The following is a 15,873-nucleotide window of genomic DNA, read 5'->3' as shown; positions in this document are numbered from 1 at the left end:
ACCCTGACTGAAACCCGGACGCCGGCTACGCGTTCAACTACGCGTTCAGCTCCGCGAGCACCCGCAGGGTGTGCGGGTCGGGCGCGAGGGCCAGCAGGTCCGTCACCGGTCCCTTCCGCCACAACTCCAGCCGCTCGGCGATCCGTTCGCGCGGCCCGACCAGTGAGATCTCGTCGGCGAAGGCGTCCGGGACGGCGCGGACGGCCTCCTCCCGGCGGCCGTCCAGGAACAGCCGCTGGATCCGGCGGGCTTCGTCCTCGTACCCCATGCGCGCCATGAGATCGGCGTGGAAGTTGCGGGCCGCGTGGCCCATGCCGCCGATGTAGAAGCCGAGCATGACCTTGACCGGCACCAGCCCTTCGGACACGTCGTCGCACACCCGCACCTGGGCCATGGGCGCGACGACGAAACCCTCCGGCAGTCCGGCCACCGCGTCTCCGTACGCGTCCGGTCTGCTCGGCGACCAGTACAACGGCAGCCAGCCGTCGGCGATCCGGATTGTCTGGGCGACGTTCTTCGGTCCTTCGGCGCCGAGGAGGACCGGCAGATCGGGCCGCAGCGGATGGGTGATCGGCTTCAGGGCCTTGCCGAGCCCGGTGCCGTCCGGCCCGTCGTAGGGGTGGGAGTGGAAACGCCCGTCGAGCACCACCGGCGCCTCGCGCCGCAGCACCTGCCGTACGACGTCGACGTACTCGCGCGTGGCGGTCAGCGGCGAGGCGGGGAACGGCCGCCCGTACCACCCCTCCACCACCTGCGGCCCCGACAGCCCGAGCCCGAGCAGCATGCGCCCGCCGGAGAGGTGGTCCAGGGTGAGGGCGTGCATCGCGGTGGTGGTGGGGGAGCGGGCGGCCATCTGGGCGACGGCCGTGCCCAGCCTGATCCTCGACGTCCGCGCCGCGATCCAGGTGAGCGGGGTGAAGGCGTCGGACCCCCAGGACTCCGCGGTCCACACCGAGTGGTAGCCGAGCCGCTCGGCCTCCTGGGCGAGCGGTACGTGGTCCGCGCAGGGGCCGCGGCCCCAGTAACCGAGTGCGAGCCCGAGCCGCATGCCGCCTCCTGACGGTGCGTCAGATCAGGGGTGAGGCTTGCGACTGTACGACAACGGCCCCTCACCGGGAAGGGTGAGGGGCCGCTGAGGAGAGTGGCGGATCTCAGCCGCGCTGGATACCCGAGGTGTCCTGGAGCACGCCACGGCGGCCGTCCTGCGTCTGGGCGACCAGAGCCGGGCCGCGCTGCTCGACGGCCAGGTACCAGGTGCCCGGCGCGAGTTCGGCGATCGGCGTCTGCGAGCCGTCCTCCGGGAACAGCGGACGCGGCACGGGCACGGCGAACCAGAACGGCGAGAAGTCCGCGGCCGGAGCCTGCGGCGCCTGCGGCTGCTGCCCACCGAAGGGCTGCCCCGGCTGCGGCTGCCCACCGTACGGCTGCTGCGGCTGCTGCGCACCCGGGTAGCCGTAACCACCGGGCGACTGGGCGCCGTAGGGCTGCGGGGCTGCGGGGCGGGGGGCCGGGATGAGGGCGGCCTGGAGGGCGGGGACGAGGGGGGTGGCGATGGCGCCGGCGGCGAGGATCAGGGCGGCGATGAAGCCGAGGATGAGACCGGCGCCGGCGCTTTCGGCGTCGATCAGGTTCCAGAGCATGATCCAGGCGGTCGCGATGGCCAGTACGGTGCCGGCCGGACCGAGCTCCAGGCCCGCGACCTTGCGAGCCGCGGGAAGCAGGCGAGCGACCACGATGAGCGCGCCACCGATCACACCGCCCATGTACACGCCGAGCCCGAGTCCGATGACGTCCCACGCGTTCGGCATATCGATCGAATCGCAGACGCTGCCCGAGGCGTCGCAGCTGGAGAGGCCGAGGAACGACGCGATGAACAGCAATACCGCTGCTCCGATCACCACGCCGTCGCCTCTAGTGAGGGAGCGGATATTCACTTCAGGAGGTCCTTCGTCAGTCGTCTCGTCATCGGCATCGCTGGAGGCGTCGCTGTCACCATGTCGCCGTCAGGCCCCGGTGTGAAGCGCAGGGGTGGCCCCGCATCGTAGGGACGACCTTATCGTCCGACCGACGAGGGTGTCCGCCGGGATCAGCCCGCGGATCACTACCCGTGCAGGAAACTCACGATTCCCTCAGAGATCCCCCGCGCCGCCTTCTGCCGCCACGCGCCGCTGGTGAGCTGTGCCGCGTCCTTGCTGTCACGCATGTTGCCGCACTCGATGAACACCTTGGGAACCGTTGACAGATTGAGACCGCCGAGATCCTTGCGCGTGACGAGGCCGGTGCCGTCGCCGACGTAGGTGGAGGGGGCGCTGCCCGTGACGCGGACGAAGGAGCCCGCGATGCGCTCGCCCAGGTCGCGGGAGGGGGCGACGATCGGGCCGGTGTGTGCGGCGCCCTCGTCCACCTTGCCGGGGAGGATGACGTGGAAGCCCCGTTGGCCGGCGCCCGCGCCGTCCGCGTGGATGGAGACGACGGCGTCGGCGTGCGCGTCGTTGCCGATCCGCGCCCGCTCGTCCACGCAGGGGCCCCACGGACGGTCGCCGTCCTGGGTGAACTTCACCGTGGCGCCCTGCCGCTGGAGCAGTGTGCGCAGCCGGTGGGCGACGTCCAGGGTGAACTCGGCTTCCGTGTACCCGTCGTTGGTGGACGTCCCCGTCGTGTCGCATTCCTTCCAGTTCGTGCCGATGTTCACCTTCTGGTTGATTTCGGCCGTGTGCTGGAAGTTGTCGGGGTTGTGGCCCGGGTCGATGACGACGACCTTGCCCTTGAGGGGGCCGGACGCGGCGGGCGCGGACGTCGAGTCGGCGGTGGGGGTGGGGGTGGGGCCCGGCGGCTTGTCGTCGGTCGTGGAGGAGTCGGTCGGCGTGGTGCTCGACGACGCCCCGGACGACCGTACGGCCGCGGTGCCGGAGCCGCCTCCGTCGCCGGGGTCTCCCACCGCCTCGTACATCACCCACCCGAGCAGGGCCCCCGGCACGAGGGCGGCGGCCGCGACGGTGAGGGCGCGGCGGCGACGGCGGCGGGGCTGGGGAGGATCGAAGTCCGGACCTACGTACGACACGCCTGACACCTTACGGGCCGACCACGGCCTCCCGCGGTAAGCCACGGTCGAGGGCGCCGGTCGGGGCCCTCCCGTGGGTCAGCACCCCGTCCCCGTCCGCCTCAGCACCCGCAGCGACTCCGTCGCCGACACCTCCGTGAACGCTCCGGACTCCAGCGCCCGCAGGTACACCCGGTACGGGGCCTGCCCGGTGAACTCGTCCTTCGGGTCCGGGAACACGTCGTGGATGATGAGCAGACCGCCCTCGGCGATGTGCGGGGCCCAGCCCTCGTAGTCGGCGTTCGCGTGCTCGTCGGTGTGGCCGCCGTCGATGAAGACCAGCCCGAGGGGGGTGCCCCAGATCTTCGCCACCTGCGGTGAACGGCCCACCAGGGCCACCACATGCTCCTCCAGGCCCGCCTTGTGCAGCGTGCGGCGGAACGTCGGCAGCGTGTCCATCAGGCCGATCTCGGGGTCCACGGTCCGCGGGTCGTGGTACTCCCAGCCCGGCTGCTGCTCCTCGCTGCCGCGGTGGTGGTCGACCGTGAGCGCCGTCACCCCGGCCTCGCGGGCGGCGTCGGCGAGCAGGATCGTGGAGCGGCCGCAGTAGGTGCCGACCTCCAGGAGCGGACGACCGAGCCGCCCGGCCTCGACGGCCGCCGCGTACAGGGCCAGGCCCTCACCCGTGGGCATGAAGCCCTTCGCCGCCTCGAACGCGGCCAGGATCTCGGGGTTGGGGGCCGGGGCCATGCGGGTCCCTTTCGGTCGTACGAGCGTGTGGGCGCCCATCGTGCACCACGGCCCCCGTCCTGTGGGTGACGGGGGGCGTGGTGCGTGCGTGCCAGGAGCCGGGCTCAGGCGGTGACCGTTTCCCCCGGCAGCGACAGGTCCACGTCGACCGGGCCCTCCTCGCCCGTGTGGGTCGCCGACGAGGCGAGCGGGGCGTGGCCGTCGGCCCGGGCGGCCAGGACGTACGCGCCCTGGGCGGGGACGGCGAGGGCGTAGCTGCCGTCCGCCGCGGAGAGGGTCGCGCCGGCCTGGCGGCCCCGGCGGTCGATCAGAGTCACCTTGGCGCGGGCCACCGGCGTGCCGTCGGTGTCGAGGACGCGGCCGCGGAAGGCGCGCAGGGCCTGCTCGGAGGGCTCCCGGTCGGCGCGCTCCAGGCCGGCATCCTCCTCGCTGCCGGCGCGCAGGTGCGGATGGGCGGCCGGGCGGTGCTTCGGCAGGCACAGGGCCATCAGCAGGCCGATCGTCACCGCGCCCGTGGCGATGAGGAAGGAGACGCGGAAGCCGTGCAGCGTCGGGATCTCGACGCCGCCGACCGTGTGCGCGGTGTCGGCCAGCACCATCCCGATGACGGCGCTCGAGACCGACGTACCGATGGAACGCATCAGCGTGTTCAGCCCGTTCGCCGCGCCGGTCTCCGAGGCCGGGACCGCGCCGACGATCAGGGCGGGGAGCGAGGAGTACGCGAGGCCGATGCCCGCGCCGAGAACCACCGAGATCACGAGGCTCTGCCAGGGGGCGCTCATCAGGCCGAGGCCGGCCCCGTAGCCGATCGCGATGATCAGCATGCCGAGGATCAGGGTGGTCTTCGGGCCGTACTTCGCGGACAGGCGGGCGTAGACGGGCGCCGTGAACATCATCGTCAGGCCCAGCGGGGCCACGAGCAGGCCGGCGACGACCATCGACTGGCCGAGGCCGTAGCCGGTGGACTTCGGGAGCTGGAGCAACTGGGGGAGGACGAGGGAGACGACGTAGAAGCTGACGCCGACCATGATCGAGGCGAGGTTGGTGAACAGGACGGCCGGGCGGGCCGTGGTGCGCAGGTCCACCAGGGGGGCTTTCAGGCGCAGTTCGAGTACGCCCCAGAGGAGGAGTACGACCGCCGACGCGCCGAACAGGCCGAGCGTGGTGCCGGAGGTCCAGCCCCAGTCGCCGCCCTTGGTGATCGGGAGGAGGAAGAGGACGAGGCCCGTCGAGAGGCCGAGCGCGCCGAGCAGGTCGAAGGAGCCTTCCGCGCGGACCTCGGACTCCGGTACGACGAGCAGGGTGAGGGCGATGGAGAGGACGCCGAGGCCGGCGGCGCCGTAGAAGAGGGTGTGCCAGTCGGTGTGCTGGGCGACGAGGGCGGCGGCGGGTAGCGCGAGTCCGCCGCCGACGCCGATCGAGGAGCTCATCAGGGCCATCGCCGAGCCGAGCTTCTCGCGGGGCAGCATGTCGCGCATGAGGCCGATGCCGAGCGGGATCGCGCCCATCGCGAAGCCCTGGAGGGTCCGGCCGACGATCATGGGGAGCAGGTCGCTGGTGACGGCGCTGACCAGCGCGCCGAGCACCATCACGGCCAGGCCGGCCATCAGCATGCGCCGCTTGCCGTACAGGTCACCCAGCCGGCCCATGATCGGCGTGGCCACGGCGCCGGAGAGCAGCGTCGAGGTCAGGACCCAGGTGGCGTTGCTGGGCGTCGTGTTCAGCAGTTGCGGCAGGTCCTTGATGACCGGGACGAGCAGGGTCTGCATCACCGCGACAACGATGCCCGCGAAGGCGAGAACGGGGACGACGGCACCCGAGGTCGCTCTGCCGGTGGGCTGGTCGTTCGTCGTTTGTGTCATGTGGGCGACCAACCCGGTGTGCCTGGGCAACTATTCCGATGCTTTGGCCGGCTAACGATTTCTTGACCTTTTCTTGATGAAGGGGGGAAGAGGGGGGAAGAGGGGTGCGAAAGGAAGGAGGGGAGGAGGGGAAGGGGGAAGGGTCGTAGTCCCGCCGTCGTGGTTCGTCGGTGGGGTCCGGCCTAGGTCGAAATCCCGATGCCAGGAGCGTCGGCGGTTGAGAGCATGACATGCATGCTCCGAGCCGCTGACGCCACTCGCACCTCCCGCCGTACCGCGCCCCCCACCTGGCTGGTGGTGGCGCTCGCGTGCGCCGGGCAGTTCCTGGTCGTGCTCGACGTGTCCGTCGTGAACGTGGCGCTGCCGTCGATGCGGGCCGACCTCGGGCTGAGCGCGCCGGGCCTGCAGTGGGTGGTGAACGCGTACGCGATCGCCTTCGCGGGGTTCATGCTGCTCGGCGGGCGGGCCGGAGACCTCTACGGCCGCAAGCGGATGTTCCTCGTCGGGCTCGCCCTGTTCACCCTGGCCTCGCTGGCCGGTGGACTGGCCCAGCAGGAGTGGCAGCTGCTCGTCGCCCGGGCTGTGCAGGGGCTGGGAGCCGCGGTGCTGGCGCCTTCGACGCTGACGATCCTGACGGCCGCCGTACCGGAGGGGGCGGCGCGGGCGCGGGCCATCGCGACGTGGACCGCCGTCGGCGCCGGGGGCGGCGCGGCGGGCGGGCTCGTCGGCGGGGTGCTGGTGGAGGTGCTGTCGTGGCGCTGGGTGCTGCTGATCAACGTGCCGGTCGGCGCGGTCGTGCTGGCCGGTTCCCTGCTGTGGCTCGCGGAGAGCCGGGTCGGGGACGGGCGGCGGCTTGATCTGCCGGGCGCGGTGCTGGTGACAGCCGGGCTGGCGACCCTGGCGTACGGCATCTCGCAGACGGAGGCCGAGGGCTGGACGGCGACGGCCACCGTCGTACCGCTGCTCGCCGGGCTCGCCCTGATCGGCGGCTTCCTCGTCGTGGAGTCGCGTACGGCGGCTCCGCTGATGCCGCTCGGGCTGCTCCGGCAGCGGGCGGTGGCGTCGGCGAACGTGGCGATGTTCCTGTGCGGGTCCGCGATGTTCTGCATGTGGTTCTTCATGACGCTGTACGCGCAGAACGTGCTCGGCTACACCCCGCTGGAGGCCGGCCTGGCCCTGGTGCCCAGCTCCCTGGCCGTGATCGTCGGCTCCAAGCTCGCGCCCCGGTTGATGCGGGCGGCGGGCGTGCGCGAGGTGGCGGTGCTGGGCACGGTCGTCGCGGCCGTCGGCTTCGGCTGGCAGTCCACGCTGGGAGTGACGGGCGCGTACCTGACCTCGATCATGGTGCCGGGCGTCCTGATGATGCTGGGCGCGGGCCTGGCGGCCACCCCCCTCGCCGCCCTGGCCACCTCCGGGGCGGGGGCGGGCGAGGCAGGCCTGGTCTCGGGGCTGGTCAACACCTCGCGCACGATGGGAGGTTCACTGGGGCTGGCGGTCATGTCGACGATCGCGGCGGCGCGTTCGGCGGGGAGCACGTCGCCGCGGGCGCTGACGGAGGGGTACGCGCTGGTGTTCCGTACGTCGACGGTGGTGCTCGTGGCGGGGGCGGTGCTGATGCTGCTGTGGCTGCCGAGGAGAACGCCGGCGACCTGAGGCGGGGCCGCTGAAGCGCGCACGCCACCCTGGGCTGATGAAGTGTCAGAAGCCTTCACAAGTGCGCTGCGCTGGGCTATACAAAGGGCGCCGGACTGGAACGCGTTCTAGATCGGCCCGTGACGACCTCGGTGCGGCCGACGGTGCGGACGGCCGTACCGAGGTCTTTACTCCGTCACCCTCAGGAGCCCCATGCCCATCGACGCCGCCAAGGCCGTAGCCGCCGAACCCCGGACCGGGGAGATCTCCTGGACCCCGAAGGACGTGCAGCTCTACCACCTCGGCATCGGCGCGGGCGCCCGCCCGGACATCCCCGGCCCCGCCACCGACCCCGACGAGCTGCGCTACCTCCTGGAGTCCCGGCTGCACGTCCTGCCGAGCTTCGCCACCGTCGCCGGCGCCGGCTCGCCCGGCGTGATCAGCAGCCTGTCCATGCCCGGCGTCGACGTCGACCTCGCCCGCGTCCTGCACGGCGGGCAGTCGCTCACCGTCCACCGCCCGGTACCCGTGGCGGGCACCGCGACCGCCACCGGCCGGATCGCCGCCGTCCACGACAAGGGCAAGGCGGCCGTCCTCGTCATGCGCACCGAAGTCAGCGACGCGGACGGCCCGTTGTGGACCAACGACGCGCAGATCTACGTACGCGGAGAAGGCGGCTGGGGCGGCGACCGCGGCCCCTCCGCACGCCTCGAACCACCCACCGGCGACCCGGACAAGGTCGTCGAGCGGCCCGTCCGCGAGGACCAGGCCCTCCTCTACCGCCTCTCCGGCGACCTCAACCCGCTGCACGCCGACCCGGAGTTCGCCAAGATCGCCGGATTCGAGCGGCCCATCCTGCACGGGCTGTGCACCTACGGCATCACGCTCAAGGCGGTCGTCGACGCCCTGCTCGACGGCGATGTGACCCGGGTGCGGTCGTACACCACCCGGTTCGCCGGAGTCGTGTTCCCGGGGGAGACCCTGCGCATCCGCATGTGGCGGCAGGAGGGCCGGGTCCGGGTGGCGGTGAGCGCGGTGGAGCGGGACGACGCGCCCGTCCTCGCCGACACGATCGTCGAACACTCCTGATCCGTCACGTCCGTACTCCCGAGCCCGTCACGTCCGTACTCCTGAGGGGAGCCGCACCATGCGAGCAGCCGTACTGCACGAGATCGGCCAGGACAAGCTCGACGTCCTCGACGGCGTCGAGGCGGTGGGCTTCGGGCCGGGCAGGGTGCGGGTCCGGGTACGGGCGACCGGGCTGTGCCACTCGGACCTGTCCGCGATGGCGGGCGTGCTGCCGCAGCCGGCGCCCTTCGTACCCGGCCACGAGGGCGCGGGCGAGATCCTGGAGGTGGGGGAGGGCGTCCGGCACCTGAAGCCCGGCGACCGGGTCGTCGTCTGCTGGCTCCCCGCCTGCGGCGCCTGCCCCGCCTGCAAGCGCGGCCAGACCCAGCTGTGCCTGGCCGGCTTCATGAACGCCGGCACCCCCAACTTCAAGCGCCCCGCCGGTGACGTCTTCGGCTTCGCCGGCACCGGCACCTTCGCCGAGGAGGTCGTGGTCGACGCCGGCTGCGCGGTGCCGATCCCCGACGACGTCCCCTTCGACATCGCGGCCCTCATCGGCTGCGGGGTGACCACCGGGCTCGGCGCGGCGCTCAACACCGCCGACGTGGCGGCCGGTTCGTCCGTCGCCGTCATCGGCTGCGGCGGCGTCGGCATCTCGGCGATCCAGGGCGCCCGGCTCAAGGGCGCCGCCGAGATCGTCGCCGTCGACCCGGTCGCCGCGCGCCGCGAGTCGGCGCTGAAGTTCGGGGCCACCAGGGCGGTCTCCCCGGACGAACTGCCCGACGCCAAGCAACAGGTCACCGCCGGCGAGGGCTTCGACTACGTCTTCGAGGTCGTCGGCAGGTCCGCCACCGCCCGCACGGCGTACGAGAACACGCGGCGCGGCGGCACGCTCGTGATCGTCGGCGCGGGCGCCATGGACGACTTCCTCCAGCTCAGCATGTTCGAGCTGTTCTTCGACGAGAAGCGGATCCTGCCGTCCATGTACGGCGGCGGCGACGTCCTGCGCTCCTACGAGCGGACCATCGCCCTGTGGCGTGCCGGCCGTATCGACCTGGCGGGCCTGATCACCCACCGTGTGCCGCTCGCCGACATCAACGAGGCCCTGGACCAGATGCGGACGGGCACGTCGCTGCGTACGTGCATCGAGATCTGACGGGAGTGTCCGTGTCGCTGCCACTCGAAGGACTGTCCGCCATCGTCACCGGTGCCGGCCGCGGCCTGGGCCGGGCCGAGGCGCTCGAACTCGCCCGGCTCGGCGCGGCCGTCGTCGTCAACGACTACGGGCAGCCGGGCCGGGACGGCTCGGGCGAGGCGTCCACCGGGCCGGCCGAGGAGGTCGCCGCCGAAATCCGGGAGGCGGGCGGCAAGGCACTCGCCCACACCGGGGATGTCGCCGACTTCCAGCAGGCCGGTCGGCTGGTCGAGTTGGCGATCAGCGAGTTCGGCAAGCTGGACATCCTGGTCAACAACGCCGGCATCCTGCGCGACCGCATGGTCTTCTCCATGTCGGAGGAGGAGTGGGACGCGGTGATCCGTGTCCAACTCAAGGGCCACTTCAACACCACGCGCTTCGCCGCCGCGCACTGGCGCGAGCGGTCCAAGGCGGCGGGAGGGCCGGTCTACGGGCGGATCGTGAACACCTCGTCCGAGGCGTTCCTCGCCGGGTCCGCCGGACAGCCCAACTACGCCGCCGCGAAAGGCGCAATCGTCGGGCTCACCACTTCCACCGCCCTCGCGCTCGCCAAGTACGGCGTGACGGCGAACGCCATCTGCCCGCGCGCCCGCACCCGGATGACCGAGGACGTCTTCGCGGGCCTCGAACGACCGGCCAACGGCCTCGATCCGCTCGCCCCCGAGCATGTCGCCCCGCTCGTCGGCTACTTGGCGGCACCGGCCGCCGCCCGGATCAACGGCCAGTTGCTCGTCGTGCACGGCGGCATGGTGGCGATCGTCGAACGGCCGCGGGTGCGGGCGAAGTTCGACAGCAAGCAGGAGACCTTCACCTACGACGAACTCGACGCCCTGCTCACCGCGCACTACGCGCAGCGGCCGCAGGGGGAGACGTTCGGGGCGGCGGAGGTGCTGGGGTTGAAACGGGAGTAGAAAACGGGTGCAGGAGACGGGTGCAGAAGACGGGTGCAGAAGACGGGAACGGCCCCGTCCCTCGTGGGACGGGGCCGTTCGCCGTTGTGCGCGCGCGGCGTCAGGCTGCCTTCTCGGTCTCCTCGACGGGCTTGCGGTGACGGCCGCGAGGGGCCGTCTCGCTGTCGTGGGCCGAGACCGGACCCCGGTGCCTGCCGTGACCGGCGGCCTCCTGGACGTCGTGCGACGGCTGGGTCGTGCTGGCGTTGCTCATCGGTAAAGCTCACCCCGTCAAAACATGATCTTTCAAACAGCCGGGCGAGTTTAACCGGCCCACCACGGGCCGAATCCAGACGGCCACACCAACCGCCACTACTTCGTTACAAGACCACCCAAGGGAGCTTGCTGCAACGGCACAGGACGCGGCGCGACAGCGCGCGGAGGGACGGTGCCCGAGGGCCTGGACGATCCCGAATCCGATCCCGAATCCGGGATCGGCTCCGGACTCGGTCCCGTTCTCGGTCCCGTTCTCGGTCCCGATCCTGGCCCAGGGTTCGAAGCCGGGTTGGATTCGGATTCCGGTTCAGGATCCGGATCCTGAACCGGTTCCGGTTCCGGTCGCCGCTCCGGTCTCGCTCGCGTCCATGCCGGTCCAGGCGCCTCCGCCGCCTCCCTCGTCTCCCCGCTCGCCTCGCCCACCGGCTCCCCGACCCGGGCCACCCCGCACCGCACCTCCGCCGTGGCGTACGGCAGTTGGAGCACCCCGTCCGGCGTCCACAACCCGGCGCCCGTCAACCATCCTTCCGGCGCGGCGAGATGACGTACCCGCCGCTCGGCCGGCCGCCACACCCCCACCCAACTGCCGACCGGCCCGTCGATGCGCAGCGCCACCCCGCAGTTCTCCGGCACCAGAGCCTGCCCCGGCTGGATCGCGAACGGCGTCACCGCGCACTCGGGCATCCGCAGGCACTCCGGGAAGCGCACCGGCAGCGTGCTGCCCAGCACCCCCCAGCCCAGCCGCGCCCGCCCCGGCGAGGGCGCGTCCGACCCGATCAGCAGCAGCCCGCTGTCCGGGTCGGCGAGCAGCAGCCGGTCGTCGCTGTCGGCCGCGATCTGCAGCAGCGGCGACACCGCGCCGCCCCGCTCCAGATCGACCACGACGGCCTTCGTGCGGCCCTCCGTCTCCCGGTCGAGGGCCAGCATCCGCCCGCCCCGGTCCAGCCACACCCCGCCCGAGCAGCGCCCCGGGATCTCCGCGACGTGCTCCGGCCCGAAGGCGCCCCCCGCCACCAGCCACACCGTGCTGGAGCGCCGGCCCGCCGCGAGCGCGTACGCCTTGTCGCCGCCCGGCGCCGGGGGCAGCATCCGCAGCCGGGTCTCCTCGTCCTGGCACTGGACCGCGCCCAGCGGCAGCTCACCGGTGCCGGGCCCGGTCGGGTAGAGCAGCGAGAAGACGTGCCGTCCGTCGGTGCGGCGGCGGATCAGGACCCGGCCGTCGCCCATGGGCTGCACCTCGGTGCCGGGCTCCTCGGGCTGGTTGGCCGGCAGGGGCACGGCGTAGGGCTCGGGGCCGTCCAGGGTCCAGCGCTCCGGGAACCAGCAGTCGCCGTTCAGCGCGAGGCGGGCGGCGTAGGAGCCGTCCGCAGTGATCGTGCATCCTGCCCGAGGCGGGTCGTCGTCCTCATGCCCCGCCGCGGGCTCGACAGCACAGGCCGTCATGGTCCGGTCACCTCCAGTGACGAAGCTAGTTTTCGCACGCACAGGCGTGGGATCGCCAGGCCACCCCTTCACACAAAGGGGTGGCCGAGGAACGATTCGCCTGAGGAAACGGGGGCGGATGTGCTGGGCGGAACCAGCGGTCGCCGGAGGAGGGCCCAGGGCGCGATCCGGCGGCTCCGGCGCCGGTACAGCCGTACGGAACGGCCAGGTAGCCTTTCCCTCGTGCCCCGTCTGTCAGAAGTCATCGCCGCGCTGGAGAACCTGTGGCCCGCCGAGCGGGCCGAGTCCTGGGACGCGGTCGGCACCGTCGTGGGCGACCCCGACCAGGAGGTCTCCCGGGTCCTGTTCGCCGTCGACCCGGTCCAGGAGATCGTGGACGAGGCGGTGAAGCTGGGCGCCGACCTGCTGATCACCCACCACCCGCTCTACCTGCGCGGTACGACGACGGTCGCGGCCTCCACCTTCAAGGGCCGGGTCGTCCACACGCTGATCAAGAACGACATCGCCCTGCACGTGGCCCACACCAACGCGGACACCGCCGACCCCGGCGTCAGCGACGCGTTGGCCGGCGCGCTGGACCTGCGGGTCGTACGACCGCTGGTGCCCGACGCGAGCGACCCGGAGGGCCGCAGGGGGCTGGGCCGCGTCTGCGAGCTCGACCACCCCCTGACCGTCCGCGAACTCGCCGCCCGCGCCGCCGAGCGCCTGCCCGCCACCGCGCAGGGCATCCGCGTCGCCGGCGACCCGGAGGCGACGGTCCGCACGATCGCCGTGAGCGGCGGCTCCGGCGACAGCCTCTTCGACCAGGTACGGGCGGCCGGCGTCGACGCCTTCCTCACCGCGGACCTGCGTCACCACCCCGCCTCCGAGGCCGTGGCCCACACTCCTCTCGCGCTGCTCGACGCGGCGCACTGGGCCACCGAATGGCCCTGGTGCGAGCTGGCCGCCGCCCAGCTCGACGAGATCTCCGACCGGCACGGATGGGACCTGCGCGTCCACGTCTCCAAGACGGTCACCGACCCCTGGACCGCCCACGCGGCGTCCAACCCGCCCACTCGAACCATGGGAGCCCCCAACTGAACGCCGCGCCCGCCGACCAGATCCGACTCCTCGACCTCCAGGCCCTCGACGTCCGCCTCCAGCAGCTCGCGCACCGACGGACGTCGCTGCCCGAGCACGCCGAGATCGAGGCGCTGACCAAGGACCACACGCAGCTGCGGGACCTGCTCGTGGCCGCGCAGACCGAGGAGAGCGACTGCGCCCGCGAGCAGACCAAGGCCGAGCAGGACGTGGACCAGGTGCGTCAGCGCGCCGCCCGCGACCAGCAGCGCCTGGACTCCGGCGCCGTCACCTCCCCGAAGGACCTGGAGAACCTCCAGCACGAGATCGTCTCCCTCGCCAAGCGGCAGAGCGACCTGGAGGACATCGTCCTGGAGGTCATGGAGCGCCGCGAGTCCGCGCAGGAGCGGGTCGCCGAGCTGACCGAGCGGGTCGGTGCCGTGCAGGGGAAGGTCGACGACGCGACCGCCCGCCGGGACGCCGCGTTCGAGGAGATCGACGGCGAGGTGGCGACCGTGACCAAGGAGCGCGAGGTCATCGCGGGCGCCATTCCGGCCGATCTGCTGAAGCTCTACGACAAGCTGCGCGCGCAGCAGGGCGGCGTCGGCGCGGCCAGGCTGTACCAGCGCACCTGCCAGGGCTGCCGCCAGGAGCTCGCCATCACCGAGCTGAACGAGATCCGTGCGGCGGCGCCGGACACGGTGGTGCGGTGCGAGAACTGCCGCCGGATCCTGGTGCGTACGGCTGAGTCGGGTCTGTAGGACTCGGTACATCGGTAAACAAGGGGCTTGGGTCGTGCGGGAGTTCATCGTCGAGGCCGACGGCGGGTCACGGGGCAACCCGGGGCCCGCGGGCTACGGCGCCGTGGTGATCGACGCGGCGACCGGTCAGACGCTGGCCGAGACGGCCGAGTACATCGGCGTCGCCACGAACAACGTGGCCGAGTACCGGGGCCTGCTCGCGGGCCTGCGCGCCGCGCACGCGCTGGACCCCACGGCCACGATCCACGTCCGCATGGACTCCAAGCTGGTCATCGAGCAGATGTCGGGCCGCTGGAAGATCAAGCACCCCGACATGAAGCCGCTGGCGTCCGAGGCGGCGCGGGTCTTCCCGGCCCCGCAGGTGACGTACGAGTGGATCCCGAGGGAGCAGAACAAGCACGCGGACCGGCTGGCCAACGAGGCGATGGACGCCGGGAAGCGGGGGGAGCGGTGGTCCGCGGCGGCTTCCACGGCGGAGTTGGACGCGGCTGACGCGAGGGCCGCGAGGGCCGCGGCCGACGCGCCCGCCGAGGCTGCGGCCGAGGCCGATGTCAGGGCCGCGCGCACCGTCGCCACGCCCTCGGCCGGCTGGGCGCCCGCCGACATGGGGGCGCCGGCCACCTTCGTGCTGCTGCGGCACGGCGAGACGCCCCTCACCCCCCAGAAGCGCTTCTCCGGCAGCGGCGGTACCGATCCCTCCCTCTCCGGCATCGGGCGGGAACAGGCCGAGAAGGTCGGTGCCGCCCTGGCCCGGCGTGGCACCGTCCAGGCCATCGTGTCGTCGCCGCTCGCCCGTACCCGGGAGACCGCCGGCATCGTCGCCGCCCGCCTCGGCCTGGAGGTGACCGTCGACGACGGTCTGCGCGAGACCGACTTCGGCGCCTGGGAGGGACTCACCTTCGGCGAGGTCCGCGAGCGCTACCCGGACGACCTGACCGCCTGGCTCGCCGACCCCGAGGCCCGCCCCACCGGCGGCGGCGAGAGCTTCGCCGCGACCGCCACCCGCATCGCCGCCACCCGCGACAAGCTGATCGCCGCGTACACCGGCCGCACGGTCCTCCTCGTCACGCACGTCACCCCGATCAAGACGTTCGTACGCCTCGCCCTGGGCGCCCCGCCCGAGTCCCTGTTCCGCATGGAACTCTCGGCCGCCTCCCTGTCGGCGGTGGCGTACTACGCGGACGGCAACGCGAGCGTACGGCTCCTCAACGACACGTCACACCTGCGCGCCTGAGCCTTCGAGTCGGGCCGCCTCCCGCGCCAGCGCCTCCACCCGGTCCCAGTCCCGCGCCGTCACCGCGTCCGCCGGGAGCATCCAACTCCCGCCCACACAGCCGACGTTGGGCAGGGCGAGATAGCCGGGAGCCGTCGCGGGCCCGATCCCGCCGGTCGGACAGAACCGGGCCTGCGGAAGGGGGCCGTACAACGACCTCAGGTACGCCGTACCGCCCGCCGCCTCGGCCGGGAAGAACTTCATCTCCCGCACCCCGCGCTCCAGCAGCGCCACCACCTCGGACGTGGTCGACACCCCCGGCAGACACGGCACTCCCGATCCCCGCATGGCGTCCAGCAGTACGTCCGTCCAGCCGGGGCTGACCAGGAAGCGCGCCCCCGCCGCGACCGCGTCCGCCACCTGCTCCGGCGTGATCACCGTGCCGGCCTCGACCACCGCGTCCGGCACCGTGTCCGCGATGGCCCGGATCGCCTCCAGCGCGGCCGGCGTCCGCAGCGTGACCTCGATCGCGGGCAGCCCGCCCGCGACCAGCGCCCGGGCCAGCGGTACGGCGGTGGAAGGGGAGTCGATCACCACGACGGGGACGACAGGCGCGAGATCCAGGACGGAGGCCATGGCCTCATCCTGCCGACGGTGAGCATCCTGTGCAAAGGCCGTTGCAAG

At 72.5% G+C, this 15,873-nt stretch carries 15 protein-coding genes; 7 read left to right on the top strand and 8 right to left on the bottom strand.

What is annotated here, in order from left to right; all coding sequences use genetic code 11:
• Window positions 1–37 precede the first annotated feature (37 nt).
• The 5 genes from ABZ078_RS05845 to ABZ078_RS05825 all read right to left on the bottom strand — a co-directional run bounded on the left by ABZ078_RS05845 (window position 38) and on the right by ABZ078_RS05825 (window position 5,652).
• The gene (locus ABZ078_RS05845) at window positions 38–1,048 is read right to left on the bottom strand and encodes an LLM class F420-dependent oxidoreductase (RefSeq protein ID WP_356572009.1); all 1,011 of its coding nucleotides are present in this window, start codon (window positions 1,046–1,048) and stop codon (window positions 38–40) included.
• Between the two features lie 103 nt (window positions 1,049–1,151).
• The gene (locus ABZ078_RS05840; RefSeq protein ID WP_356572007.1) at window positions 1,152–1,934 is read right to left on the bottom strand and encodes a hypothetical protein; all 783 of its coding nucleotides are present in this window, start codon (window positions 1,932–1,934) and stop codon (window positions 1,152–1,154) included.
• A 167-nt stretch (window positions 1,935–2,101) separates the two neighbouring features.
• Window positions 2,102–3,061, bottom strand: a complete 960-nt coding sequence (locus tag ABZ078_RS05835) for an N-acetylmuramoyl-L-alanine amidase (RefSeq protein WP_356572005.1) — start codon at window positions 3,059–3,061, stop codon at window positions 2,102–2,104.
• 78 nt (window positions 3,062–3,139) lie between these two features.
• Window positions 3,140–3,790 carry a class I SAM-dependent methyltransferase gene (locus ABZ078_RS05830; RefSeq protein WP_356572003.1) on the bottom strand — a complete coding sequence of 217 codons (651 nt, stop codon included), beginning with the start codon at window positions 3,788–3,790 and terminating at the stop codon, window positions 3,140–3,142.
• A gap of 104 nt (window positions 3,791–3,894) precedes the next feature.
• Window positions 3,895–5,652: an MFS transporter gene (locus ABZ078_RS05825; RefSeq protein WP_356572001.1), complete on the bottom strand. Its 1,758-nt coding sequence runs from the start codon at window positions 5,650–5,652 to the stop codon at window positions 3,895–3,897.
• Between the two features lie 234 nt (window positions 5,653–5,886).
• On the opposite strand from ABZ078_RS05825, the gene ABZ078_RS05820 reads away from it, so the two are divergent.
• The 4 genes from ABZ078_RS05820 to ABZ078_RS05805 all read left to right on the top strand — a co-directional run bounded on the left by ABZ078_RS05820 (window position 5,887) and on the right by ABZ078_RS05805 (window position 10,458).
• Complete coding sequence (locus tag ABZ078_RS05820; protein WP_356571999.1) at window positions 5,887–7,305, top strand: MFS transporter; 1,419 nt, start codon at window positions 5,887–5,889, stop codon at window positions 7,303–7,305.
• Between the two features lie 192 nt (window positions 7,306–7,497).
• Window positions 7,498–8,373, top strand: a complete 876-nt coding sequence (locus ABZ078_RS05815) for a MaoC/PaaZ C-terminal domain-containing protein (protein WP_356571997.1) — start codon at window positions 7,498–7,500, stop codon at window positions 8,371–8,373.
• Window positions 8,374–8,431: 58 nt separating this feature from the next.
• Entirely contained in the window at window positions 8,432–9,508 is a 1,077-nt protein-coding gene (locus ABZ078_RS05810; protein ID WP_356571995.1) for a Zn-dependent alcohol dehydrogenase, read from the top strand.
• 11 nt (window positions 9,509–9,519) lie between these two features.
• Window positions 9,520–10,458, top strand: a complete 939-nt coding sequence (locus tag ABZ078_RS05805) for a 3-oxoacyl-ACP reductase (RefSeq protein ID WP_356571993.1) — start codon at window positions 9,520–9,522, stop codon at window positions 10,456–10,458.
• Between the two features lie 100 nt (window positions 10,459–10,558).
• Here ABZ078_RS05805 and ABZ078_RS05800 read toward each other — a convergent pair whose 3' ends face one another.
• Together ABZ078_RS05800 and ABZ078_RS05795 are read right to left on the bottom strand one after the other, a co-directional pair.
• Window positions 10,559–10,711: a hypothetical protein gene (locus ABZ078_RS05800; RefSeq protein ID WP_356571991.1), complete on the bottom strand. Its 153-nt coding sequence runs from the start codon at window positions 10,709–10,711 to the stop codon at window positions 10,559–10,561.
• Between the two features lie 98 nt (window positions 10,712–10,809).
• Window positions 10,810–12,156, bottom strand: coding sequence for a hypothetical protein (locus tag ABZ078_RS05795; protein WP_356571989.1), 1,347 nt, complete (start codon window positions 12,154–12,156; stop codon window positions 10,810–10,812).
• A 222-nt stretch (window positions 12,157–12,378) separates the two neighbouring features.
• Between ABZ078_RS05795 and ABZ078_RS05790 the strand changes: the two genes are divergently transcribed.
• Genes ABZ078_RS05790 through ABZ078_RS05780 form a run of 3 tightly spaced genes read left to right on the top strand, consistent with a single transcriptional unit; the run spans window position 12,379 to window position 15,210 of the window.
• Window positions 12,379–13,236, top strand: coding sequence for a Nif3-like dinuclear metal center hexameric protein (locus tag ABZ078_RS05790; protein WP_356571988.1), 858 nt, complete (start codon window positions 12,379–12,381; stop codon window positions 13,234–13,236).
• On the top strand, window positions 13,233–13,976 hold the full coding sequence (locus ABZ078_RS05785) for a C4-type zinc ribbon domain-containing protein (protein ID WP_356572100.1): 744 nt from the start codon (window positions 13,233–13,235) through the stop codon (window positions 13,974–13,976). The genes ABZ078_RS05790 and ABZ078_RS05785 overlap by 4 nt, the downstream gene beginning before the upstream one ends.
• 34 nt (window positions 13,977–14,010) lie before the next feature.
• Window positions 14,011–15,210, top strand: coding sequence for a bifunctional RNase H/acid phosphatase (locus tag ABZ078_RS05780; RefSeq protein WP_356571986.1), 1,200 nt, complete (start codon window positions 14,011–14,013; stop codon window positions 15,208–15,210).
• On the opposite strand, the gene ABZ078_RS05775 is transcribed toward ABZ078_RS05780, so the two are convergent.
• On the bottom strand, window positions 15,193–15,825 hold the full coding sequence (locus ABZ078_RS05775; protein ID WP_356571984.1) for a bifunctional 4-hydroxy-2-oxoglutarate aldolase/2-dehydro-3-deoxy-phosphogluconate aldolase: 633 nt from the start codon (window positions 15,823–15,825) through the stop codon (window positions 15,193–15,195). The two genes, ABZ078_RS05780 and ABZ078_RS05775, sit on opposite strands and share 18 nt — an antisense overlap.
• Window positions 15,826–15,873: the final 48 nt, after the last annotated feature.

Origin of the sequence: Streptomyces sp. NPDC006385 (genome assembly GCF_040612485.1) — a bacterium.
In the GTDB taxonomy this organism is placed as follows: Bacteria; Actinomycetota; Actinomycetes; order Streptomycetales; family Streptomycetaceae; genus Streptomyces.
The sequence above is the reverse complement of the archived record's forward strand: the minus strand, read 5'-3'. Positions and strand labels throughout refer to the sequence as shown.